At 72.1% G+C, this 22,629-nt stretch carries 17 protein-coding genes; 12 read left to right on the top strand and 5 right to left on the bottom strand.

Annotated features, from left to right (window positions below):
* Positions 1-36: 36 nt before the first annotated feature.
* From SY2F82_RS15920 to SY2F82_RS15905, 4 genes are all read left to right on the top strand, one after another.
* On the top strand, positions 37-1,401 hold the full coding sequence (locus tag SY2F82_RS15920; protein WP_200419730.1) for an FAD-dependent oxidoreductase: 1,365 nt from the start codon (positions 37-39) through the stop codon (positions 1,399-1,401).
* A gap of 87 nt (positions 1,402-1,488) precedes the next feature.
* Entirely contained in the window at positions 1,489-2,427 is a 939-nt protein-coding gene (locus SY2F82_RS15915) for an ABC transporter ATP-binding protein (RefSeq protein WP_200419729.1), read from the top strand.
* The gene (locus SY2F82_RS15910; RefSeq protein ID WP_200419728.1) at positions 2,424-3,239 is read left to right on the top strand and encodes an ABC transporter permease; all 816 of its coding nucleotides are present in this window, start codon (positions 2,424-2,426) and stop codon (positions 3,237-3,239) included. Before SY2F82_RS15915 ends, SY2F82_RS15910 begins: the two co-directional genes overlap by 4 nt.
* Positions 3,240-3,356: 117 nt before the next feature.
* Positions 3,357-4,376: an LLM class flavin-dependent oxidoreductase gene (locus SY2F82_RS15905; RefSeq protein WP_200419727.1), complete on the top strand. Its 1,020-nt coding sequence runs from the start codon at positions 3,357-3,359 to the stop codon at positions 4,374-4,376.
* A 23-nt stretch (positions 4,377-4,399) separates the two neighbouring features.
* Here SY2F82_RS15905 and efeB read toward each other — a convergent pair whose 3' ends face one another.
* Complete coding sequence (efeB, locus tag SY2F82_RS15900; RefSeq protein ID WP_200420026.1) at positions 4,400-5,680, bottom strand: iron uptake transporter deferrochelatase/peroxidase subunit; 1,281 nt, start codon at positions 5,678-5,680, stop codon at positions 4,400-4,402.
* Between the two features lie 68 nt (positions 5,681-5,748).
* Positions 5,749-7,863, bottom strand: coding sequence for an iron uptake transporter permease EfeU (gene efeU, locus SY2F82_RS15895; protein ID WP_200419726.1), 2,115 nt, complete (start codon positions 7,861-7,863; stop codon positions 5,749-5,751).
* 248 nt (positions 7,864-8,111) lie between these two features.
* Between efeU and SY2F82_RS15890 the strand changes: the two genes are divergently transcribed.
* Positions 8,112-9,062 carry a TauD/TfdA family dioxygenase gene (locus tag SY2F82_RS15890; RefSeq protein WP_200419725.1) on the top strand — a complete coding sequence of 317 codons (951 nt, stop codon included), beginning with the start codon at positions 8,112-8,114 and terminating at the stop codon, positions 9,060-9,062.
* 136 nt (positions 9,063-9,198) lie between these two features.
* Here the strand turns inward: SY2F82_RS15890 and SY2F82_RS15885 are convergent, their stop codons facing one another.
* A complete protein-coding gene (locus SY2F82_RS15885) occupies positions 9,199-9,564 on the bottom strand; it encodes a cupin domain-containing protein (RefSeq protein ID WP_200419724.1) in 366 nt (121 codons plus the stop codon).
* A gap of 187 nt (positions 9,565-9,751) precedes the next feature.
* On the opposite strand from SY2F82_RS15885, the gene SY2F82_RS15880 reads away from it, so the two are divergent.
* The 4 genes from SY2F82_RS15880 (at position 9,752) to SY2F82_RS15865 (ending at position 16,655) form a co-directional block, all read left to right on the top strand.
* A complete protein-coding gene (locus SY2F82_RS15880; RefSeq protein WP_236041481.1) occupies positions 9,752-11,686 on the top strand; it encodes a long-chain fatty acid--CoA ligase in 1,935 nt (644 codons plus the stop codon).
* A gap of 112 nt (positions 11,687-11,798) precedes the next feature.
* Positions 11,799-14,306: a SpoIIE family protein phosphatase gene (locus SY2F82_RS15875; RefSeq protein ID WP_200419723.1), complete on the top strand. Its 2,508-nt coding sequence runs from the start codon at positions 11,799-11,801 to the stop codon at positions 14,304-14,306.
* Between the two features lie 245 nt (positions 14,307-14,551).
* Positions 14,552-15,811 carry a DUF4032 domain-containing protein gene (locus tag SY2F82_RS15870; RefSeq protein WP_200419722.1) on the top strand — a complete coding sequence of 420 codons (1,260 nt, stop codon included), beginning with the start codon at positions 14,552-14,554 and terminating at the stop codon, positions 15,809-15,811.
* A gap of 88 nt (positions 15,812-15,899) precedes the next feature.
* The gene (locus SY2F82_RS15865; RefSeq protein WP_200419721.1) at positions 15,900-16,655 is read left to right on the top strand and encodes a dienelactone hydrolase family protein; all 756 of its coding nucleotides are present in this window, start codon (positions 15,900-15,902) and stop codon (positions 16,653-16,655) included.
* Between the two features lie 13 nt (positions 16,656-16,668).
* On the opposite strand, the gene SY2F82_RS15860 is transcribed toward SY2F82_RS15865, so the two are convergent.
* Positions 16,669-17,538, bottom strand: coding sequence for a universal stress protein (locus SY2F82_RS15860; RefSeq protein WP_200419720.1), 870 nt, complete (start codon positions 17,536-17,538; stop codon positions 16,669-16,671).
* Between the two features lie 134 nt (positions 17,539-17,672).
* Between SY2F82_RS15860 and SY2F82_RS15855 the strand changes: the two genes are divergently transcribed.
* From SY2F82_RS15855 to SY2F82_RS15845, 3 genes are read left to right on the top strand one after another with little or no spacing between them, the layout of a single operon-like run.
* Positions 17,673-19,352, top strand: a complete 1,680-nt coding sequence (locus tag SY2F82_RS15855; RefSeq protein ID WP_200419719.1) for an FAD-dependent oxidoreductase — start codon at positions 17,673-17,675, stop codon at positions 19,350-19,352.
* A 22-nt stretch (positions 19,353-19,374) separates the two neighbouring features.
* Positions 19,375-20,835, top strand: coding sequence for an ATP-binding protein (locus SY2F82_RS15850; RefSeq protein ID WP_200419718.1), 1,461 nt, complete (start codon positions 19,375-19,377; stop codon positions 20,833-20,835).
* Positions 20,832-21,182, top strand: a complete 351-nt coding sequence (locus SY2F82_RS15845; protein WP_200419717.1) for a UBP-type zinc finger domain-containing protein — start codon at positions 20,832-20,834, stop codon at positions 21,180-21,182. Before SY2F82_RS15850 ends, SY2F82_RS15845 begins: the two co-directional genes overlap by 4 nt.
* On the opposite strand, the gene SY2F82_RS15840 is transcribed toward SY2F82_RS15845, so the two are convergent.
* Positions 21,179-22,618, bottom strand: a complete 1,440-nt coding sequence (locus tag SY2F82_RS15840) for a serine hydrolase (RefSeq protein WP_200419716.1) — start codon at positions 22,616-22,618, stop codon at positions 21,179-21,181. The two genes, SY2F82_RS15845 and SY2F82_RS15840, sit on opposite strands and share 4 nt — an antisense overlap.
* Between the last annotated feature and the right edge of the window lie 11 nt (positions 22,619-22,629).

The following is a 22,629-nucleotide window of genomic DNA, read 5'->3' as shown; positions in this document are numbered from 1 at the left end:
ACGAGCCGTCCATCCCCGCTCGAAGGGAACCTGATCATGCCCCGCCCCCTGCGGGTAGCCATCGTCGGAGCCGGTCCCGCCGGCATCTACGCCGCCGACGCCCTGCTGAAGTCCGAGGTGGCCGCCGAACCCGGTGTGTCCATCGACCTCTTCGAGCGGATGCCCGCCCCGTTCGGCCTCATCCGGTACGGCGTCGCCCCCGACCACCCGCGCATCAAGGGCATCGTCACGGCCCTGCACCAGGTGCTCGACAAGCCGCAGATCCGCCTGTTCGGCAACGTCACGTACCCGTCCGACATCAGCCTGGACGACCTGCGCGCCTTCTACGACGCCGTGATCTTCTCCACCGGCGCCATGGCCGACCGACCCCTCGACATACCGGGCATCGACCTCGACGGCTCCTACGGAGCGGCGGACTTCGTCTCCTGGTACGACGGGCACCCGGACGTGCCGCGGACCTGGCCGCTCGAAGCCGAGAAGGTCGCCGTCCTCGGCGTCGGCAACGTCGCCCTGGACGTGGCCCGCGTCCTGGCCAAGACGGCGGACGAGCTGCTGCCCACCGAGATCCCGCCGAACGTCCACGAGGGCCTGAAGGCGAACAAGGCCCTGGAGATCCACGTCTTCGGCCGCCGTGGCCCGGCCCAGGCGAAGTTCAGCCCGATGGAGCTGCGCGAGCTGGACCACTCCCCCACCATCGAGGTCGTCGTCGATCCCGAGGACATCGACTACGACGAGGGCTCGATCGCCACCCGGCGCGGCAACAAGCAGGCCGACATGGTCGCCAAGACGCTGGAGAACTGGGCCATCCGCGACGTCGGCGACCGGCCGCACAAGCTGTTCCTGCACTTCTTCGAGTCCCCGACCGAGATCCTCGGCGAGGACGGCCGCGTGGTCGGCCTGCGTACCGAGCGCACGGCCCTGGACGGCACGGGCAACGTCAAGGGGACCGGTACGTTCCGGGACTGGGACGTCACCGCCGTCTACCGTGCCGTGGGCTACCTCTCCGACCCCCTGCCGAAGCTGCCGTGGGACGTCGAGTCGGGCACGGTCCCGGACGAGGGCGGGCGGGTCGTCGAGGACGGCGGCACGCATCTGCAGTCGACGTACGTGACCGGCTGGATCCGCCGCGGCCCCGTGGGCCTCATCGGCCACACCAAGGGCGACGCCAACGAGACGGTGGCCAACCTGCTGGACGACCACGCGAACGGGCGTCTGCACACGCCGGCTTCGCCCGCACCCGAGGCCGTGGACGCGTTCCTCGCCGAGCGGAACGTCCGTTTCACCACCTGGGAGGGCTGGTACCGCCTGGACGCCGCGGAGAAGGCGCTCGGTGAACCCCAGGGCCGGGAACGAGTGAAGATCGTCGAGCGGGAGGACATGCTCCGCGAGAGCGGCGCATAGACGCACGCACGACGGCGGAAGCGGCCCGGCATCCGGCCGGAGCAGTCCCGCGCGACAGCCGGGCGCGGTCGTACGAGGGTGGAGGGCATGATCGAGGCCCATTCCCTCACCAAGCGCTTCGGCGAGCGCACCGCCGTCGACGACCTGAGCTTCACCGTGCGGCCCGGCATCGTGACCGGGTTCCTGGGGCCGAACGGCGCCGGCAAGTCCACGACCATGCGGATGCTGCTCGGGCTGGACGCGCCCACCTCCGGCCGGGCCGTGGTCAACGGCAGGCACTACGCCGATCACCGGGCGCCCCTGCACCAGGTGGGGGCCATGCTGGAGGCGCGCTCGGTGCACACCGGGCGCAGTGCCCACCACCACTTGCTGGCGCTCGCCGCGACCCACGGGATCTCCCGGCGCCGGGTCGAGGAGGTGATCGACCTGGTGGGACTGCGCGCGGTGGCACGGAAGCGGGTCGGCAGCTTCTCCCTCGGCATGGGGCAGCGGCTGGGCATCGCCGGGGCGCTGCTCGGCGACCCGGCGACGGTGATCCTCGACGAGCCGGTCAACGGCCTCGATCCGGAGGGGATCCGGTGGATCCGCGATCTGCTCAAGGCGCTGGCCGCCGAGGGGCGTACGGTCCTCGTCTCCTCACATCTGATGTCGGAGATGGCGCTCACGGCCGAGCATCTGATCGTGATCGGGCGGGGACGGCTGATCGCGGACACGTCGGTCGCGGAGTTCGTCGCGCGGGCCGCCGGTGAGGTGGTGCGGGTCCGCACCGAGGAGGCGGAGCGGCTGCACGGTCTGCTGGCCGGCCCGGACGTGTCCGTCACGGCCGAGGAACCGGGCGTGCTGACGGTGACCGGGCTCGGCAGTGAGCGGATCGGGCGGATCGCGGCCGAGCACGGTATCGCGCTGGCCGAACTCACGCCGCAGCAGGCCTCGTTGGAGGAGGCGTTCATGCAACTCACGGGAGACGCCGTGGAGTACCGGACGCCGGCGGCGCACCTGGTCGGCGCGGAAGGACGTGCGGCATGACGACGGCATCGGTGATCCCCGCCGCGGAGCGGGGCGAGGTCACCCAGCTGCGGGTGATCCGCTCGGAGTGGATCAAGCTGCGGTCGTTGCGGTCCACCCTGTTCACGCTCCTCGCGGCCGTCGTCGCGATGGTCGGACTCGGCTGTGTGTTCAGCTACTTCACCGCCCACCGCTGGGACGAGCTGCCGCCGCAGGAGCGGTTCGCCTTCGATCCGACGCTGGTCAGTCTGCGCGGCTTCTTCCTGGCCCAGCTGGCGGTCGGCGTGCTGGGGGTCCTGGTGATGAGCGGGGAGTACGCGACGGGCATGATCCGCGCCTCGCTGGCCGCGGTGCCGCGCCGCCTTCCGGTGCTGTGGGCGAAGGCCCTGGTGTACGCGGTGGTGGCGTGGGTGCTGATGACGGGGGCCGCGCTGGCCGCCTTCCTGCTGGGTCAGGCCGCGCTGTCCGGTCGTCACCTGGGAACCTCGCTGAGCGCTCCGGGCGTGCTGCGCGCGGTCCTCGGCGCGGGTCTGTATCTGACGGTCGTGGGTCTGATCGGGGTGGCGCTCGGTGCGTTGATCCGCAACACGGCGGGCGGGATCGCCACCCTCTTCGCCGTCCTGCTGGTGCTTCCCGTGCTCGCCCAGGCGCTGCCGTCGACCTGGCTCGACGTGATCAACCCGTACCTGCCGAGCACGGCGGGCCAGGGTCTCATCCACGTCCAGCAGCAGCCGCACACCCTGGCGCCGTGGGCCGGGTTCGCGGTGTTCTGCCTGTACGCGCTGGCGACGCTGGCCGGGGCGGCGGTGACGCTCCGGCGCCGCGACGCCTGATGCCATGTGCCCGGACCGTTCTCACCTGCTCGTTCACGTGCGTGCAACGATCACTTGCGAGAATCGGACACAGCACCGGCGTACGGCAGACATGCCACGGACCCTGGAGGAAGCCCTGTGCCGCCGACCTCGCAACCGCTGCGGAAGCTGGGCTTCCTGACCATCGGCCTGTTCGACGAGGCGGATCCGGGCCGCGGGCACGAGTCGACGCTGGAGATCATCGAACTGGGTGAGCGGCTGGGGTTCGACAGCGCGTGGGTGCGGCACCGGCATCTGCAGTACGGCATATCCTCGCCCGTCGCCGTGCTGGCGGCGGCCTCCCAGCGCACGAGCCGGATCGAGCTGGGCACCGCGGTCGTCCCGCTCGGCTGGGAGAACCCGCTGCGCCTCGCCGAGGACTTGGCGACGGTCGACATCCTCTCCGGGGGCCGACTGAACCCCGGTGTGAGCGTCGGCCCGCCGATGCACTACGAGCAGGTGAAGCAGGCGCTCTACCCGGACACCGCCGACGTCGAGGACTTCACCTACGAGAGGGTGCAGCGGCTGCTGGACTTCGTCCGCGGCAAGCCCGCCAGCGACTTCAGCGGCGTCACGGGCTTCGAAGTGTTCTCGAACCGCGTGCAGCCCCACTCCCCCGGCCTGGGCAGGCGCCTGTGGTACGGCGGCGGGAGCCTGCGCTCGGTCCAGTGGGCGGGCGAGCACGGGATGAACCTGCTCACCTCCAGCGTCGTCAAGGCGGAGGAGTCGGAGGACTTCGCCGAGGTGCAGCTCTCCCACATCCGCACGTTCCGCGCCCACCACCCGGACGGTGAGCGTGCCCGCGTCTCACAGGGTCTGGTGGTCATCCCCACCGACAGCGCCACGGCGGAGCAGCGCGCCAAGTACGAGGCGTACGCGGCGAAGCGGCTGCCGCGCACGGCGACGCCGCAGGGCCCGGCGCGGATGATGTTCGCGCCGGACCTCGTGGGACCGTCCGACCGGATAGCCGAACAGCTATACGCTCACGCCGCGTTCCGTGAGGTGGACGAAGTGGCGTTCGCCCTGCCGTTCACCTTCGAGCACGAGGACTACGTGCAGATCCTCACCGACATGGCGACGCGCCTGGGGCCGGCACTGGGCTGGCGGCCGGCCGGCTGACCACCCGGTGGCGGCGGGGACCGTCAGGCGGACATGAGCCCCCGCCCGAGCCAGTCCGAGGAGTCCTTCACACCGGGCAGGGCGAAGAAGTAGCCGCCGCCGGTCGGGGAGATGTAGTCCACGAGGGGCTCGTCGATCAGCCGGGTCTGGGTGGCCTCGAACTGGCGCTGCACGTCCTGCTGGTAGCAGCAGAAGACGAGCCCCATGTCGAGGTTGCCGACGCCGTCGACGCCCCGGTCGTAGTTGTAGCCGCGGCGCAGGATGCGGGAGTTGTCGGTCTTCGCGGTGCGGGGGTTGGCGAGCCGTATGTGGGCGTCGAGCGGGATCGCCGTGCCCTGCGGGTCCTTGGCGTAGTTGGGGACGTCGGTCTCCTGGGCGCCGTCCAGCGGGGCGCCGGTGTCCTTGCGGCGGCCGAACATCTTCTCCTGCTCGGTCAGCGAGACCCGGTCCCAGAACTCCACGAGCATCCGGATGATGCGGATGACCTGGTAGCTGCCGCCGGTCGCCCAGGCGGGCTCGCCCTGTCCCTCGTCGACCCAGACGAGACGGCTCATCTCGCGGGACGACGTGACGTCGGGGTTGGCTATGCCGTCCTTGAAGCCGAGCAGGTTGCGCTGGGCGCCGCTCGGGCGGGGCGTGTTCTGGAAGCCGTCGATGCGCCACTTGATCTGCATGGCGCCGCGGGTGTGCCGGGCGATGTCGCGCAGCGCGTGCAGCACGGTGTCCTGCCGGTTGGCGCAGATCTGCAGCGACAGGTCACCGTGGCACTCGGCCGGCTGCAGGCTGTCGTTGGGGAACGTGCGCATGGGGGTGAGGCGGCGCGGTTTGGCCTTGGCGAGGCCGTAGCGGTCGTCGAACAGAGAGGCGCCGACCCCTACGGTGACGGTGAGCGCGTCGGCGGGGACCTCGGGGCCGAGGATGCCGTTGTCGGAGGGCGGCGCACCCACGCCGAGGTCCTCCGGAGTGCCGCCGGAGGTGAGCAAGCGGGCCCGCTCGGTGATCGTCCGCAGCAGGTCGGTGAGGCCCTTGCGGTCCTCGGCTATGACGTTGAAGGAGACGAAGGTGGCGGCGGCCGGGGCGGGGGTGATGATGCCCGCCTGGTGGGCGCCGTGGAAGGGGACCTTCGTGGCGTTCGTGTCGTCCGCCGCGTGCGCCTCGCCGGTGCCGGCCTGGCCGAGGGCGAGGCCGCCGCCCGCCAGGACCGCGCCCGCGGCCCCTGCGCCCAGGGCCGTCTTCACGAAGGAACGGCGACCGTGACCGGCGGGGCAGCCGCCCTGGGGGGCGGGCGTTTCGGCGGACGGCATGGAGGGGTTCCCTTCGGCGTGTGCGTTCTCGGCTTCGGTACGGGCGTTGGCGGCGCGCTGCTGGCCCATCAGGCGGACTTCCGGATCTCGAGCAGGTCCGGAATGGGGGCGAGGTCCTCGAGGAGCTGTCCGGTGGCCCCGTTCAGCCGGTCACGGGCGGTCTCGTCGAGCCGGTCGACGGGGGTCCAGGAGTCGCCGTGGTGGGCGGCGTCGAGCAGCTTCTGCACCCGGGCGATGTCCGCGTCCACGGCGGGCAGCAGCTTCGGGGCACGGGTGGTCAGCAGCGGCCTGAGGACGGTGAGGAGCTCGCGCGTGCCGGCCAGGTTGGCCTCCGCGGTGGCCAGTTCGGTGCCGCTGCCCTGGTCGGCGTGGCCGGTCAGCTCGAACTGGAGGGTGTTCTCCAGGATCTCGTGGGCACGCAGGGGCAGGTCGCCCGGGTCGAAGGTCTGGGTGGGGAACGCCTTCCGCAGTCCGGCGGCATCGTCGGCGAGCTGCTGGGCGGGAGCCTTGAGCCGGTCCGCCAACTGGCCGTGCCACAGCCCGTACTCCAGGCGGTGGAAGCCGGTGAAGTCCTTGTCGTTCACCCCGCCGGGCAGGCCGTCGGGGCGGCCGTTGATCTTCTGGTCGAAGTCCTCGAAGGTGCCGTAGGCGGCGCCGAGCGAGGAGTAGGTGCGATGGGCGGTCAGCCAGTCGGCGCGGGCGGCGTCGAGGTGGCCCGCGGCGATGTCGTCGCTGAGCTTGCGGGTCTGGGTCACAAGCGTGGCCAGGCCCTGTTCGACGTACGTCCGGTACGCGGCCAGGGGCGCGGCGAGGTCCTTCTCGGAGACGGGGACGACGGCCTTGGCGCCGGCGCCGCCGCTCACACGAACCGCCTTGGAGGTGACGGCCTTGCCACCGGTGGGCACGCAGCGCCAGGCGTAGCTGCCGCCCGCGACGGTGGCGACGAGGTCGCGCGTGGTGCCGGGGGCGAGGCCCTCGATCTCGCCGTACACCGCGTTGCTGGCCGGGTCGACCAGGTACACCTCGGAGGTCTTGTCGCCGGTGTTGTGCATCTGGAAGGTCTGCCGGCCGGGCTCGGGCGCGCTGAAGCCCTTGCCGCACTCGGTCTCGGAGACGGCGACGGTCTGGGTGCCGGCGGGCTTGGAGCCGCTGACGGCCACGATCAGCCCGGCCACGACGGAGGGGACGGCGACGACGGCGACGGGGACGGCCCAGGCGGGGCGGCGGCGGGCCGGGGCGTCGGACGGGGTTTGCGGCGCCTTGGCGGCGGGCCCCGGCCGGTCCTCCCGCGCCTTCACGTCCTCCTTGGCCTTCGCCACGGGCTTCGCCCGGTCGGGCGCCGCGGGCTTCGCCGCGGTGGCCGTGACCCCGGCCCCGCGCACGCCGCGTACGAACAGCGTCATCACCACGGTGAGGTATCCGGCGTAGGCGACGACCTGCAGCCACGTCATCGTCGGCGTCAGGTTGAACACGCCCTGGATCAGGGTGCTGTACCAGGAGCCCGCGTCGACGCTGCCGCCGAGGTCCACGGCATAGGCGGTGCCGCCGGGCAGGACCCCGCCCTCCTGCAGATCGCGCAGGCCGTAGCCCAGCACCCCGGCGGCTATCACGATGAGGACGGCGCCGGTCGCGGTGAAGAACCTGGTCAGGTTGATCTTCAGGACGCGGCGGTACAGACCCCAGCACAGGCCGGCCGCGAGGACGAGGCCGATGCCGGCGCCCGCCATCGGACCCGCCGACTCCCCAGCCGCGCGCGCCGTGGTCCACAGGAACAGAGCCGTCTCCAAGCCCTCGCGGCCCACCGCGAGGAACGAGGTGAGGATCAGCATGCCGGCGCCCATCGCGAGCGCGCCGGTGACCTTCTCCTTGATCTCGCCGGAGAGACTGCGGGCGGAGCGGCGCATCCAGAAGACCATCGCGGTGACGAACGCGACGGCGATCACGCTGAGGGTGCCGCCGAACGCCTCCTGGGCGGTCGCGGACAGGGATGCCGCGGTGAACGTCAGCACCGCGCCGAAGCTCATCGCGAGCGCGATCGCGGCGAGGACGCCGGTCCACACCTGGGGCAGCCGGGACTTCGCACCGGCTCTCACGAGGGTCGCGACGAGGATGGAGACGATGAGTCCGCCTTCGAGCCCTTCCCTCAGTCCGATGAGAAAGCTCGGAAACGCGTCATCCCACATGCGGCCCTCCCCGGCATGCCCCCCGCCGTCGGTCGTGCAGGTTAGCGAAGGCATGCCTTACCAATGCCGAACCATCATGACGACCGCTGTGTCGCCAATTGCCCATGGGACGGCAATGGGACGGTAAAAGCACCGACGTGGCAAGGGCTGACGGGTCACTCGTACGCAGCCTGTGTGATCTTTCGCACGAGCCGGCGACGGGGAATGCTTGCCCCGTGAGGTCCTGACCCACCACGGACGGAGCCCGTATGACGACGGACAGTGGTACCGAGGTCGAGGTGAGGCCCGTCGCGGGCCACATCGGTGCCGAGATCAGCGGGGTCGACCTGGCCGGCGACCTGCCGGACGCGGCGGTCTCCGCGATCAGGTCGGCCGTGCTGCGCTGGAAGGTGGTGTTCTTCCGGGACCAGAAACTGGACCACTCGGCGCACGTCGCGCTCGCCCGGCGGTTCGGCGAGCCCGTCGTCCTGGGCAGGCGCGGCAGCGCCTCACCGCGGGACGTCCCGGAGGTGGAGACCACGGCCGACCGGCTGGAGCTGGGCGGGCGCTACGGCATGGACCACGACGAGTGGCTGCGGCGCAGGCGCCACTCGCTGTTGCGGGGCTGGCACTGCGACCACGGCGCCCGCGTCGATCCGCCCGCCGCGACCATCCTGCGCGCCGAGAGCGTGCCCCCGTACGGCGGGGACACCCAGTGGTCCAACCTCGCAGCCGCCTACGCGAGTCTGTCGGAGCCCGTCCGGCGTTTCGTCGACGGCCTGCGCGCCGAACACCGGCTCGGCGTCGGATACCAGCCTCGGCCCGGCGACGACGCGTACCTGCGTCATCTGCTGGACCACCAGGTGGCCACGGAGCATCCGCTGGTGCGGGTGCACCCGGAGACGGGCGAACGGGTGCTGTTCGTGAACGGCTACTACGTCGAGCAGATCCTCGGCCTCTCACGTGCGGAGAGCGCGCACATCCTGCAGATGCTCCTGGAGCAGGCCACGCGCCCGGAGTACACGGTCCGCTTCCGCTGGGAGGCCGGCAGCGTGGCCTTCTGGGACAACCGGGCCACCGTTCATCTGGCCCCGAGCGACCTCGTCGGCCCCGAGCATCCCCGGATCATGCACCGGGTGATGCTCGCCGGGGACGTCCCGGTCGGCCCGGACGGCCGGCCCTCGTCCCCGATCACCGGTACGGAACCCGGCCGCTGGTGACGTGGCGGCACCCGGAAACTCACCCGGCACGCCGGCACTCGGCGAGGGACCCACCCCGGATGCGGCGCGGCCATACCCGGCGAGGACGCGCCCTCGTACGGCGCGGCGGATCCCCGCAGGCCTTCTCCCTGCGCCGCTATCCGCCGTCCGCCCTCGCGTAGTCCTGTGCCATGGGACCCGCGAAGTCCAGGACCACGACGGGATCGTCGCCCTCGACCCACGCGTCGTGCCCGGCCGAGCACACGAAGACGTCGCCGGGTCCGAGCTCCTCCTCGGCCCCGTCGTCCATGCGGATGTGCATCCGCCCCCGGACGACATAGCCGTTGTGGTGGAACTGGCAGCTCTGTGTGCCGGCGATCGGGGCGACGGACTCCGACCAGCGCCAGCCGGGCTCGAAGGTCCCGACCGCGAAGTCGAGTCCGGTCAGATGGACGGCCTCCAGGTGACCCCGGGGGAAATCACGCCGCTCGTCAGGCTTGTCCGCTGCCTTCACCTCGAGCATGACCGCTCCCTCCGCAGTGAACGGCTCCTTCCACTTCATCGTCCGCCCGTCCGTCCGGCACCGCCAGAGCGGGACCGGCGGGTTCGTCGCCGTTTCCGGCACGTCCGGCGGAAACCTGGGCTACATTCGAGCACCGCCGATGCCGCAACCATCGGCGATCAAGCAGGAAAGCCTCGGGGGGCGGCGCATGCGCGACTTTGGGAACGCCCGTCCGGCCGCCCCGGACCCGGTGTCAGGGCCCGTGATGACGGGCGGACTCGCCGACAGTGTCTTCGACACGGCGAGCCGGAACCCGGGCCTTCCCCTGGTGGCACGCCGCAGCGACGACGGATCCTGGATTCCCATGACGGCGGCCGCACTACGGGACGAAGTGGTCGATCTGGCGAGGGGACTCGTCGCCTCCGGCATCCGCCCCGGCAACCGCGTGGCCATCATGGCGCACACCCGGTACGAGTGGACTCTGCTCGCCTGCGCGCTGTGGGCGATCGGCGCGGAGGTGGTGCCGGTCTATCCCACCTCCTCGCACGAGCAGGTCGAGTGGATCCTGAGGGACGCCGGCTGCGTCGCCGTAGTCGTCGAGGACGAGCACGGCGTGATGACCGTGGGGTCGGTGTGCGGCTCGCTGCCCCGGCTGCGCCACGTCTGGCAACTGGACGTGGGCGCGCTGGACGATCTCGTGGCGCGCGGTCGTCCGGTCCCGGCCACGACAGTCGACTCGCTGCGCCGGATCGTGCTGCCGGAGTCGACCGCGATCGTCGCCTACACCTCCGGCACCGGCGGGCACCCCCGCGGGTGCGCGCTCAGCCACCGCAACCTGGCGAGCCCCTGCGACACGCTGCTGGCAGGCTGGCGGCACATCGCGGCACCGCCCGGTGAGCAGCCCTCCATCCTCGTCTTCCTGCCCTTCTCGCATGTGTACGGGCTGATGCTCCAGCAGTTGTGTCTGCGCGGCGGCATCCTCATGGGCCACGAACCCGAACTGGCCGCCGAGGCCCTGGCCTCGTCGTTGCTGACGTTCCGGCCCACATACCTGTACGCGGTGCCGTACGTCTTCGAGAAGCTGTACAAGAAGTTCCTCCAAACCGCCCAGCAGGCGGGCCGGGGCGCCCTGTTCGAGCGGGCCGTCCGCACCGCGCAGGACTACGCGCTCGCGGCCGAGCGGCAGCGGCTGGGCACCGGGCCCGGCCCCGGCTTCGACCTGAGGCTGCAGCACGCCCTCTACGACAAGGCCGTGTACCGCAAGCTGCGCGCCGCGCTGGGCGGGCGGGTGTGCGGGGCGGTGTCCGGGGGATCGCCCCTGAACCGCGAACTCGCCCTCTTCTTCGCGGGCATCGGCATCCTCGTCCACGACGGGTACGGGCTCACCGAGACCAGTGGAGGCATCACCGCGCAGCCGATCGGGCGGGAGAAGTCCGGCACGGTGGGGCGCCCGCTTCCCGGCGTCGACGTACGGGTGGCCGAGGACGGGGAGATCCTGGTTCGCGGCCCGTCGGTGTTCCAGGGGTATGTGGGCGACGACCACGGCACCCGCACGGCGCTGCGCGACGGCTGGCTGGCCACGGGAGACATCGGGCGGCTGGACTCCGAGGGGTATCTGTCCATCACGGGCCGCAAGAAGGAGATCATCGTCACGAGCGGCGGCAAGAGCGTGGCCCCGGCGGCACTGGAGGAGCGCCTGCGGGTGCATCCGCTCATTCACCAGGCGGTCGTCGTGGGCGACAACCGGCCCTGCGTCGGCGCCCTGATCACCCTGGACCCGGAGTTCGTGGCGCACTGGCGCGGCGCACTGTTCACGCGCGGGGACACCCCGGGCCGGGAGGGCCGGGACGCCCGGGAGGAGAACGCGCTGCGGCAGGAGATCGCGCGCGCCGTGGCCGCCGCCAACAGCACGGTGTCGCGGTCCGAGTCGATCCGGGTCTTCCGGGTGCTGCCCGAGCCGTTCGACGTCGCGAACGGGCTGCTGACGCCGTCGATGAAGCTGCGCCGGGACGCCATCGCCCGCCGGTACGCGGTCGAGATCGACGCCATGTACCAGTCGGCGTCACGCGTTCCACGGGAGCGGCGGCCGGAGGAGCTGCCCACGTGGGACGACTCCGACGACGTGTTCCGGCGCGTGCGGTGACCGCTTCCGTGACCGCTTCCCGGGCCGCCGGTCCGCCGGGATGCGCGCGCACGACGGGGCGGCGCATGCTGACTGTGGTACGGACCCGACGGCCGGGGACGAGGGCAGACCGATGCGAGGGAGCATCGACGACACGGGCAGCGCACTCGGGACGCCGGCCACGGCGCTGACCCGCGCGGTGGTGGACGCGCTGCGTGCCGTGGGCGGTCTGGCGTGCGGCGTGTACCTGCGCTCCGGCACGCCGGGTGTGCTGCGCCTGGCCGTGCTCTCCGGGCTGCCCTCGAAACTCTTCCGACCGTGGTCGCGGCTGCACCAGGACCGGCCGTTCCCCGTCGCCGACGCATACCGCCGGGGCGTGCAGGTGGTGCTCAGCGACGCCACGGAGACGATGCGGCGCTATCCGCAGCTGTCCGCCGGGCTGCCGTTCCGCTTCGGCTCGGTGTACGTGCCCGTGCGGGCCGGTGCCACTACGTACGGTGTGCTGACGGTGCTGCGGCCCCCGGCGCCGTCCGCGACCGAGGCGCTGCCCGACCGGGGCCGGCTGACGGCCATAGCGGACCGGCTGGGCCACACCCTGGCCACCCTGGAGGCGGGCGGGGACCCGGTGGTGTGGGACGGGCCGTCGCTGTGCGTACGACCGCCCGTGGCCGGCCGGCCGCAGGGCCGCATCGGGCACTTCGTATGGGACCCGGCCGACGGTACGGTCACCACGGACGACAGCTTCCGGGGGCTGGCGGCGGGCTCCGCGTACGACGTCGTCCGGTCCCCGGAGGCGCTCGCCCGCGCCGTCTCCCCCGACGACGCGCACCTGGTGCTGTCCGCGCTGCGCGAGACGGCAGCCGGCGGCTCGCCGGTGCGGCCGTTGCGGGTGCGGGCCGAGGACGGTGGAGAGCGGCTGCTGGAGTTCTGGACGGAGGGGCCGGAGCACGGCAAGCACCGGGTGGGCGGTCTCGTCATCGATCCGGGACCCGGCCCGGCGGCGGAGGGCGCCACGGACCTGCTCCCGGACGGGGTGTTCGCGTTCGACCGGCTGGGCCTGATCACCTACATCAACCCGCGGGCCGCCGACCTGCTGGGGCGGCCGCCGGCGGAACTGGTGGGCCGGCCGCTGCTGGAGGCCGTGCCATGGCTGGACCGGCCCGCCTACGAGGACCATCTGCGGGCGGCGCTGCTGTCGTCCGAGCCGGTGCACTTCCAGGTCGAGCGCCCCACGACCGGGCCGCACGGAGAGCGGGACGGCGACTGGCTCACGTTGTCCGTCTATCCCGGCCCCGACGTCGTGACCTGCCGGGTGGTGCCGCTCGGGCACACGGCGGAGGCGGCCTCGGTGGAGGAGACGGCGGCGACGACCGCCGCGGGGACGCTCGGCGCGCAGGGTGCGCTGGCCCCCGTGTACCGCCCCATCGTGCTCGCGATCGCGCTGTCCGAGGCGCTGACAGCCCGCCAGGTGTCCGAGGTGGTGATGCGGGAGCTGCTGCCCGCGTTCGGGGGGCGCCATCTCGCCATCTACCTGCTGCACGAGCGGCGTCTGTACCTGGCCTGGGAGACCGGCTTCCCGCCGAGGTTCCTCGGGCAGTTCGAAGGGGTGGCACTGGACGCCAAACTGCCGGGCGTCGAGACCCTCACCACGGGCCGTCCCCTGTTCTTCGAGTCGATGCAGCAGCTGGAGGCCGCCTATCCGGGCATCCCGCTGGACGCCGATGTCGGCTCGCGGGCCTTCCTGCCACTGATCGCCTCCGGCCGGCCGGTCGGCTCGTGCATCCTCGGTTTCGAACGGCCGCGGACCTTCAGCTCGGAGGAGCGCACGGTGCTCACCGCGCTCGCCGGGCTGATCGCGCAGGCCCTGGAGCGGGCCCGTCGCTACGACTCCGAGGCGGCCCTGGCCCGCGGTCTGCAGGAGGCCCTGCTGCCGCAGCGGCTGTCCAGGCACCCCCAGCTGGAGACCGCGGGGCGCTATCTGCCGGGCACGCAGGGCATGGACGTGGGCGGCGACTGGTACGACGTGGTGGAGGCCGGGGACGGTCTCGCCCTGGTCATCGGAGATGTGCAGGGGCACGGGGTGCAGGCGGCGGCCACCATGGGTCAACTGCGCAGCGCGGTACGGGCGTTCGCACTGGGCGACCATTCTCCGGACCAGGTGATGAGCGGAACGAACCGGTTGCTCATCGGACTCGACCCGGGGCAGTTCGCGAGCTGCTGCTACATCCGTCTCGACCCGGTCACGGGGGCGGCGCGGGCCGCACGGGCCGGGCATCCGCAGCCGCTGCTGGGCCACCCGGACGGGCGTGCGGACGTGCTGGACCTGCCCGGTGGGGTGGTGCTCGGAGTGGACCCGGAGGCCCGGTATCCGGTGACGTGGCTGCGGCTGGAACCGGGCGCCGTGCTGGCGCTGTACACGGACGGGCTGGTCGAGCGGCCGGGGGCGGACATCGACGAGGGTGTCGGTGAACTGCGTGCGGCGCTGGCGCAGGAGTGGGAGGCGTCTCACCGGCGGGCGGGGCTCACCCTGGCGGAGGTCGCGGACCGGCTCACGGACCGGGCGCGGCGCGCGGCGGACCGGCCCGACGACATCGCGTTGCTGCTGGCGGCGCGGCGGGGTGGGGGCGACGGTGCGTCGTAGGCTCCGACCGGTCGTGGCCCCTGCGCGCCGTAACCCGGCACGCGGGTGGTGCGGGGCTCTGTCCGTGCCGGTGGGCGCCGGGGTGGCCTCGCCCCCGCCGCCCCTGCGGGCGGACCGACCGAACGCGGCCGGCCGCCACCGCACGTTCCCGTCCAAGATCCGGCCGCCTGTTGACTCCGGTGCCGTGCTGGTGCGGTGATGCTCCTTGGTACGTCGGCCGACCGTGAGGCGAGGACAGTTCATCGATGGCTCTGCAGATCAGCGCGACCAATCCGGAGCACCCCGCGCTCCTGCTCGAACTGCCGTGGCAGCTGCCCCTGGAGGAGTGGCCGGAGCATTACCTCGTGCCGCTGCCCCGCGGTATCTCCCGGCACGTGGTGCGCTACGCGCGCGCCGGTTCGGAGGTGGTGGCCGTCAAGGAGCTCGCCGAGCGGCCCGCGGTGCGCGAGTTCGAGCTGCTGCGGGACCTCGACCGGCTCGGCATCCCGGCGGTCGACCCGCTCGCCGTGGTCACCGGCCGTACCGGCAAGGACGGCGAGCCCCTCGAGTCGGTGCTGATCACCCGGCATCTGCGCGGCTCGATGCCGTACCGCTCGATGTTCGAGACGACCATGCGGCCCGCGACCATGCACCGGCTGATGGACGCGCTGGCCGTGCTGCTGGTCCGGCTGCATCTGGCGGGGTTCGCGTGGGGGGACTGCTCGCTGTCCAACACCCTGTTCCGGCGCGACGCGGGCGCCTACGCCGCGTACCTGGTGGACGCCGAGACCGGCGATCTGCACCCCCGGCTGAGCCCGGGGCAGCGGGAGTACGACCTCGATCTGGCGCGCGTCAACATCAGCGGTGAACTGCTCGACCTGGAGGCTTCCGGGGCACTGCACCCGTCCGTCGATCCGATCGAGTTCGGCATGGAGATCTGCCAGCGGTACTCCGGTCTGTGGGACGAGCTGACCCGCACCTCCGTGTACCCGGCGGGCAAGCACCACTACATCGACCGCCGTGTCCGCCGTCTGAACGACCTCGGGTTCGACGTGGCGGAGATGCAGATCTCGCACTCCTCCAACGGCGACACCGTCACCTTCGTGCCGAAGGTCGTCGACGCCGGGCACCATCAGCGGCAGCTGCTCCGGCTGACCGGCCTCGACGCCGAGGAGAACCAGGCGCGGCGGCTGCTGAACGACCTGGAGAGCTGGATGGCCACCCAGGACGACTACGCGCCTGGCGACCCCCTCGCCGCCCGGCCCGAGGTGCTCGCCCACCGGTGGGTGCGGGACGTGTTCCGGCCCACCGTGCGCGCGGTGCCGCCGGAGCTGCGGGGGGCGATGGATCCGGCGGAGCTGTACCACGAGCTGCTGGAACACCGGTGGTATCTGTCGGAGCGGGCCCAGCACGACATCGGTCTGGACGTCGCCGTGAAGGACTACGTGGACAACATCCTGCCCAGGGTCCGCGAGACGCTGGCCGATCCGCAGGAAGAGGAGGACGGTCCCGTTCGACCCTCCTGAGCGACCCGACGACCGGCGTTGCGATGATGATCGCAGGGCCCGGCCGGGGTCGTCGCCGGCCGGACGTCGACAGGCAGGAGAACCACACATGACCGCCACCCGTGGAACGTCCGTGGACATCCCCACCGAGGACGGCACGGCGGACGCCTACCTCGCCCACCCGGACGACCACAGCCCCCACCCCGCGGTCCTGCTCTACATGGACGCCTTCGGACTGCGCCCGTCCCTGAAGAAGATGGCCGACCGCCTCGCCGGGCACGGCTACACGGTGCTGGTGCCCAACGTCTTCTACCGCCACGGCCGGGCGCCCGTCGTCGAGCTGCCCGCCTTCATCGACACGGACGCACGTCCGGAGCTTTTCCAGAAGGTCATGCCGCTCATCCGGTCGGTGACGCCCGAGCGGGCCGAGCGTGACGCCGAAGCCTATCTGCGCCGGCTCGCCGACTGCCCGCAGGCCGCCGACGGCCCGGTCGGTGTGACCGGCTACTGCATGGGCGCCCGGCTGGCCCTGCGCACCGCCGGCACGCATCCGGAGCGGGTCGCCGCCGTGGCCGGCTTCCACGGCGGGCAGCTGGCGACCGACAAGCCGGACAGCCCCCATCTGGTGGCCGACCGCATCACCGCGGAGGCCTACTTCGGACACGCCGACCAGGACCACTCCCTGCCGCCCGTGCAGATCGAGCGGCTGGAGAAGGCGCTCACCGACGCGGGTGTGCGCCACCGCTGCGAGGTCTACCCGGGCGCCCCGCACGGCTACACCCAGGAGGACACCTCCAGCTACCACGCCGAGGCGGCGGAACGGCACTGGCGGGAGCTGCTGGCCCTGTTCGACCGCGCCCTGTGAGTCAGAGACCGTCTCAGGCGGGCGGTACCACCGCCACCGGGCAGGGTGCGTGGTGCAGCAGCGCGTGCGCCACCGATCCGATGCGGGGACCCACGGCCCGGGTGGCACGGCGTCCCACCACCACGAGCTGGGCGTCGCCGGCCGCGGAGAGCAGCACCTGGGCGGCGCTGCCCATCTCCACGTGCTCGGTCACCGGCACGTCGGGGTAGCGGTCCCGCCAGGGGCGCAGCGCCTCGTCGAGCGCCTTCCTCTCGAACTGTTCCAGCCCACCGGCCTCGTCGAGCAGCTTGAGCGAGCCGGGGCTGTAGGCGAACACGGGCGGCAGGCTCCAGGCCCGTACGACGCGAACGGCCGCGCCCCGGGCGGCGGCCGTCTCGAACGCGAGGGCGAGCGCGGGCGCGCTGTCGTCCGGCCCTCCGTGCTGTCCCACGACGATGTCGCGGCCCGCCGCCTCGGCGGCGGGCCGGTCGCCCGCGCGGACCAGCACCACGGGCCGGGTGGACTCGGCGATCACCTGCTGGCCGACGGAGCCGATCAGGAACCCGACGACCGCGCCGTGCCCGCGTGAACCCAGCACCAGCAGTTCGGCCGTGGCCGCCTCGTCGACCAGCGAATCGACGGGCGCTTGCTGGAGCGCCTCGGCGGTGACGGTCAGCTCCGGGTGCCGCTCGGTGAGCGTGCCCCGGGCCGCGTCCACGACCTCCCGGGCCCACCCGGCCTGGGCGTCCTCGTCGGCCGCTATGGCGACGTCCAGGGCCTGCCACTGCCAGGCGTGCACGATCCTCAACGGCAGGCCCCGGCGCACGGCCTCGCGGCCCGCCCAGGCCGCCGCGGCGACGCTCTCCGGCGATCCGTCCACTCCCACGGTGATCGGGCGGGTCATGGTGCTGCCTTCCTGTCGCTGCTCCGGTGGAGGTGATCATGCCACCGGTCAGGTGCTCACCGGGTTCAGGAGCGAAACCGGACGATCGAACATACGATGGCCGAGACGTGGATGAGCTCGGGGCGGGAGACCTTATGGCACAGGCTGCGGGGGCAGCTGGACGGACCGTCATCCTGACCGTGGACGACGACCCCGGGGTGTCGCGTGCCGTGGCGCGCGACCTGCGCCGCAGGTACGGCGAGTCGTACCGCATCGTGCGAGCCGAGTCCGGAGAGAGCGGGCTCGAGGCGCTGCGGGAGCTCAAGCTGCGCGGCGACCTGGTGGCGGTGATCCTGGCCGACTACCGGATGCCGCAGATGAACGGCATCGAGTTCCTGGAACAGGCCCTGGACGTCTACCCGGGCGCCCGGCGGGTGCTGCTGACGGCGTACGCGGACACCAACGCGGCCATCGACGCGATCAACGTGATCGACCTCGACCACTATCTCCTCAAGCCGTGGGACCCGCCCGAGGAGAAGCTCTACCCGGTCCTGGACGATCTGCTGGAGGCATGGCGGACTTCCGACTACCGGCCGGTTCCCACCACGAAGGTGGTCGGCCACCGCTGGTCGGCGCGCTCCTCGGACGTACGGGAGTTCCTGGCCCGCAACCAGGTGCCCTACCGCTGGTACTCGGTCGAGACCCCGGAGGGGCAGCGGCTGCTGGCGGCGGCCGGGCAGGACGGGGAGCGGCTGCCGCTCGTCGTCACCCCGGACGGCACGCCGCTGGTCGAGCCGGAGGACCCGGAACTGGCCGCGCACGTGGGCCTGGCGACGACGCCGACCTCGGAGTTCTACGACCTGGTCGTGATAGGCGGCGGGCCCGCCGGGCTGGGGGCGGCGGTGTACGGGGCGTCGGAGGGGCTGCGGACGCTGCTCGTGGAGCGGTCCGCGACCGGCGGTCAGGCCGGGCAGAGTTCCCGGATCGAGAACTACCTCGGCTTCCCCGACGGTGTGTCGGGCGCGCAACTGACGGACCGGGCTCGCCGGCAGGCGAAGAAGTTCGGCGCGGAGATCCTCACCGCGCGGGAGGTGTCCGCTCTCGAGGTCAACGGTGCCGCCCGGATCGTGCGGTTCTCGGACGGGACCGCGATCGGCGCGCACAGCGTGATCCTGGCGACCGGCGTGTCGTACCGGCAGCTCCAGGCGCCGGGGCTCGCCGAACTGACGGGGTGCGGGGTGTTCTACGGTTCGGCGCTGACGGAGGCCCCCGCCTGTTCCGGGTACGACGTGTACATCGTCGGTGGCGCCAACTCGGCGGGCCAGGCGGCGATGTACCTGTCCCGGGGCTGCAAGTCGGTCAACCTCCTGGTGCGCGGGGAGTCGCTGTCGGCGTCGATGTCGCACTATCTGATCCAGCAGATCAACGACGCTCCGAACATCCACGTCCGCACCCGCACCGTGGTGGACGCGGCGCACGGCTCGGACCATCTGGAGAAGCTGACTCTGCGGGACGTGGCGACCGGACAGACCGAACTCGTCGACGCGCAGTGGCTGTTCGTGTTCATCGGGGCCGCCCCGCTGACCGACTGGCTGGAAGGGACCGTGCTGCGGGACGAGAAGGGGTTCATCCCGACCGGCCCCGACATGACGAGCGACGGGCAGCCGCCGAAGGGCTGGGAGCTGGACCGGCCCCCGTACCACCTGGAGACCAGCGTCCCGGGTGTGTTCGTGGCGGGCGACGCGCGCGCCGAGTCCGCCAAGCGGGTGGCCTCCGCGGTGGGCGAGGGTGCCATGGCCGTGATGCTCGTCCACCGGTATCTGGAGCAGTCATGAACCCACGACGCGGGGAGCGGTGATGGGCGGCCGGCCGATGGCGTGCGACCGGGCGGAGCTGAAGACGCTCTTCCTGTTCGAGAAGCTGGACGACGAGCAGTTGGCGCGGCTGTGCCGGGAAGGGCGGGTGGAGGAGTTCGACCCCGGCCCGGTCTACACCGAGGGCGAGCCCGCCACCTGCTTCTTCGTCCTCCTCAAAGGGACGGTGGTGCTGTCGCGGCGGGTCGGCGCCGACGACGTGGAGGTCAACCGGACGTCGCAGCGCGGTGTGTACGCGGGCGCCTTCCAGGCGTATCTGGGCGACCGGGCCGCGGCGTCGTACGGCGGCTCGATGCGGGTCACCGAACCCTCGCGGTTCTTCATCCTGCCCGCGGAGACGTTCGCCTCGATCATGCAGGACTGGTTCCCGATGGCTGTGCACCTGCTGGAGGGGCTGTTCTTCGGCTCCAAGAACACCCAGCAGGTCATCAACCAGCGGGAGCGGCTGCTGGCGCTCGGATCGCTGTCCGCCGGTCTCACCCATGAGCTGAACAACCCGGCCGCGGCGGCCGTGCGCGCCACCTCGGCGCTGCGCGAGCGGGTCGCCGGGATGCGGCACAAGCTGGGCGTGATCGCCGCCGGACGCTACGAGCCGGACGCGCTGCTGACACTGGTCGAGATCCAGGAGCGGACGGCCGAACAGGTCGCCAAGGCCACGCCGGTCAGCCCGGTGGAGGCCTCCGACCGCGAGGACGCGATCACCGACTGGCTCGACGACCACGGTATCGACGGCGGCTGGCAGCTCGCGCCGACGTTCGTGCAGGCCGGACTCGACACCGACTGGCTGGACCAGGTCGCGGCGGCCGTCGACGAGCGGACGCTGGAGGGCGCGGTCCGCTGGCTCAACTACACGGTCGAGACCGAGCTGCTGATGAACGAGATCGAGGACTCCACGACCCGGGTGTCCACGCTCGTCAACGCGGCCCGGCAGTACTCGCAGCTCGACCGGGCGCCGTACCGGACGGCCGATGTGCACGAACTCCTCGACAGCACCCTGATGATGCTGTCCGGGAAGATCGGCAAGCGGATCACCGTCGTCAAGGACTACGACCGCTCCCTGCCGAACATCCCTGCCTACCCGGGCGAGTTGAACCAGGTGTGGACCAACCTCATCGACAACGCGGTGTCGGCCATGAACGACGCGGGCGGGGAGGGCACGCTGACCGTGCGGACGGCCCTCGACCACGACCGGCTGCTCGTGGAGTTCCGCGACACGGGACCGGGCGTGCCGGAGGAGATCCGCGACCGTATCTTCGACCCGTTCTTCACCACGAAGCCGGTCGGCCAGGGAACCGGGCTCGGCCTGGACATCTCCTGGCGCATCGTCGTCAACAAGCACCACGGCAGCCTGAGCGTGCGGTCCGAGCCGGGCGACACGCGGTTCCAGGTACGGCTGCCACTCACTGCCGTGGATTCCGAGACAGCACCGGAGGCGTCGTCATGACCACAGTGCAGGGGATCGACCCGAGCGTTCCGCCGAGCGGCACCGGGTGCGTGGAGTGCGACGCGGCGGGCGGATGGTGGTTCCATCTGCGACGGTGCGCGCAGTGCGGGCACATCGGGTGTTGCGACGACTCGCCCGCGAAGCACGCGACCGCGCACTTCCATGCCACCGGGCATCCCGTGATCCGCAGTTTCGAGCCGGGCGAGAACTGGTTCTGGAACTACGAGACGTCCGAGCTGTACGAGGCCGGGCCCGAGTTGGCTCCTCCTGCCTGTCACCCCGAGGACCAGCCGGCGCCGGGACCGCGGGGGAGGGTCCCGGCCAACTGGATGGAGACGCTCGGTTAGGCGGCCCCTCCCGCTCGGGGCGCCCGGTGCCGGTTCAGTGGCCCCACGTGCAGCGGTGAGGTGTGCCAGTGGGCCGTGAACGTGCCCGTGCCGGGCGTGCCCGTGATCGTCAGGCGGTGCGGGGTCTCCAGGAACAGGACATCGGCGCTCAGGGTGTCCGGGGTCGTCCAGCCGCCGCTCGTCGCGGTGGGAAGCGGGTCCTCCTCGATGGCCCAGGCGGAGCCCGGAAGGCGGAGCGCGAGGCGGTCCTCGCCTTCGACCAGGGTCATCCTCCAGGTGCCGTCCTCGTGGGTGACCTCGACCGCCGTCAACGTCGGCTGTTCCGGGCAGTGGCCGCCGTGCGGTGTCAGGCGGATCGCCGACCGGAGTCCGGGTGCGGCGTCCGCCGCGACCGGGGGCAGCGCGAGGCGTTCGAGGCGGTGCTGGAGTGCCTTGTCCTCGTCGTCGCGGCCGGTCAGCGGGGCCGGGCCGAGCGCGGGCAGCAGGTGGCGCCACATCGCGTCCAGCAGCTGCTGCATCTGCTCGGTCGCCGCGGTCGTCGCGATCACCGCGTCGTGCTCGGGCAGGACGACGCAGAACTGGCCGTACGCCCCGTCGCCCCGGTACCCGTGCCGTGACCCCCAGAACTGGTAGCCGTATCCCTGCTGCCAGTCCGGCACGGGGTCCCCGGCCCTGAAGCCGTCGGTGGCGATGTGCGGGCGTGTCGCCTGCGTCACCCAGGACGACGGCAGCAGGCGCCTGCCCTCCCAGACGCCGTCCTGGAGGTACAGCTGGCCGAGGCGGGCGACCGCGTCCGTGGCGGCGTGCAGCCCCGTGAATCCGAGGTCGCGGCCTCGCGGATGCTGAACCCAGGCGGCCTCCCCGATGCCGAGCGGGTCGAAGAGCCTCGGGCGCAGGTACTGGGTCAGTGACTGTCCGGACTGACGCTGCACGATCGCGGCGAGCGTGTACGTCGCGGGCTGGTTGTAGGCGAAGACCGTGCCGGGGTCCCGGTCCGGCGGGATCAGCAGGAAGCCGCGCACGGGCTCCGCACGGTCGTGTGCCAGCGCCTCGGTCCAGGTCTCGGCGAGGTGTCCGCTCGCCATGGACGCGACGTGACGGACCAGCATGGCGCGGCTGCGCGGGTCGGTGATGTCAGCCTCGAACTCGGGGAAGTACGAGATCACGGGCGCGTCGAGGTCGAGAAGGCCCTCTGCGACGGCCAGCCCGGCGGCGGTCGAGGTGAAGCTCTTGCTGAGCGAGTACAGCAGGTGGGGGCGGTCGGCGGTGTACGGCGCCCACCAGCCGGAGGCCACCAGACGGCCGTGGCGAAGGATCATCAGGCTGTGCGGCTCGATGTCCGGCGCCGTCTCCACCGCGTCGAGGAACGCCTGGATGCCACGGGCGTCGACTCCTTCCTCCGCGGGTGTGCCGACGGGCAACGGGCGGGCACTCATCGGGCGGCCTC

Source organism: Streptomyces sp. Y2F8-2, from assembly GCF_014905555.1.
In the GTDB taxonomy this organism is placed as follows: domain Bacteria; phylum Actinomycetota; class Actinomycetes; order Streptomycetales; family Streptomycetaceae; genus Streptomyces; species Streptomyces cynarae.
Note: the sequence above shows the minus strand (reverse complement) of the source record. Positions and strands in the feature narration are given on the sequence as shown.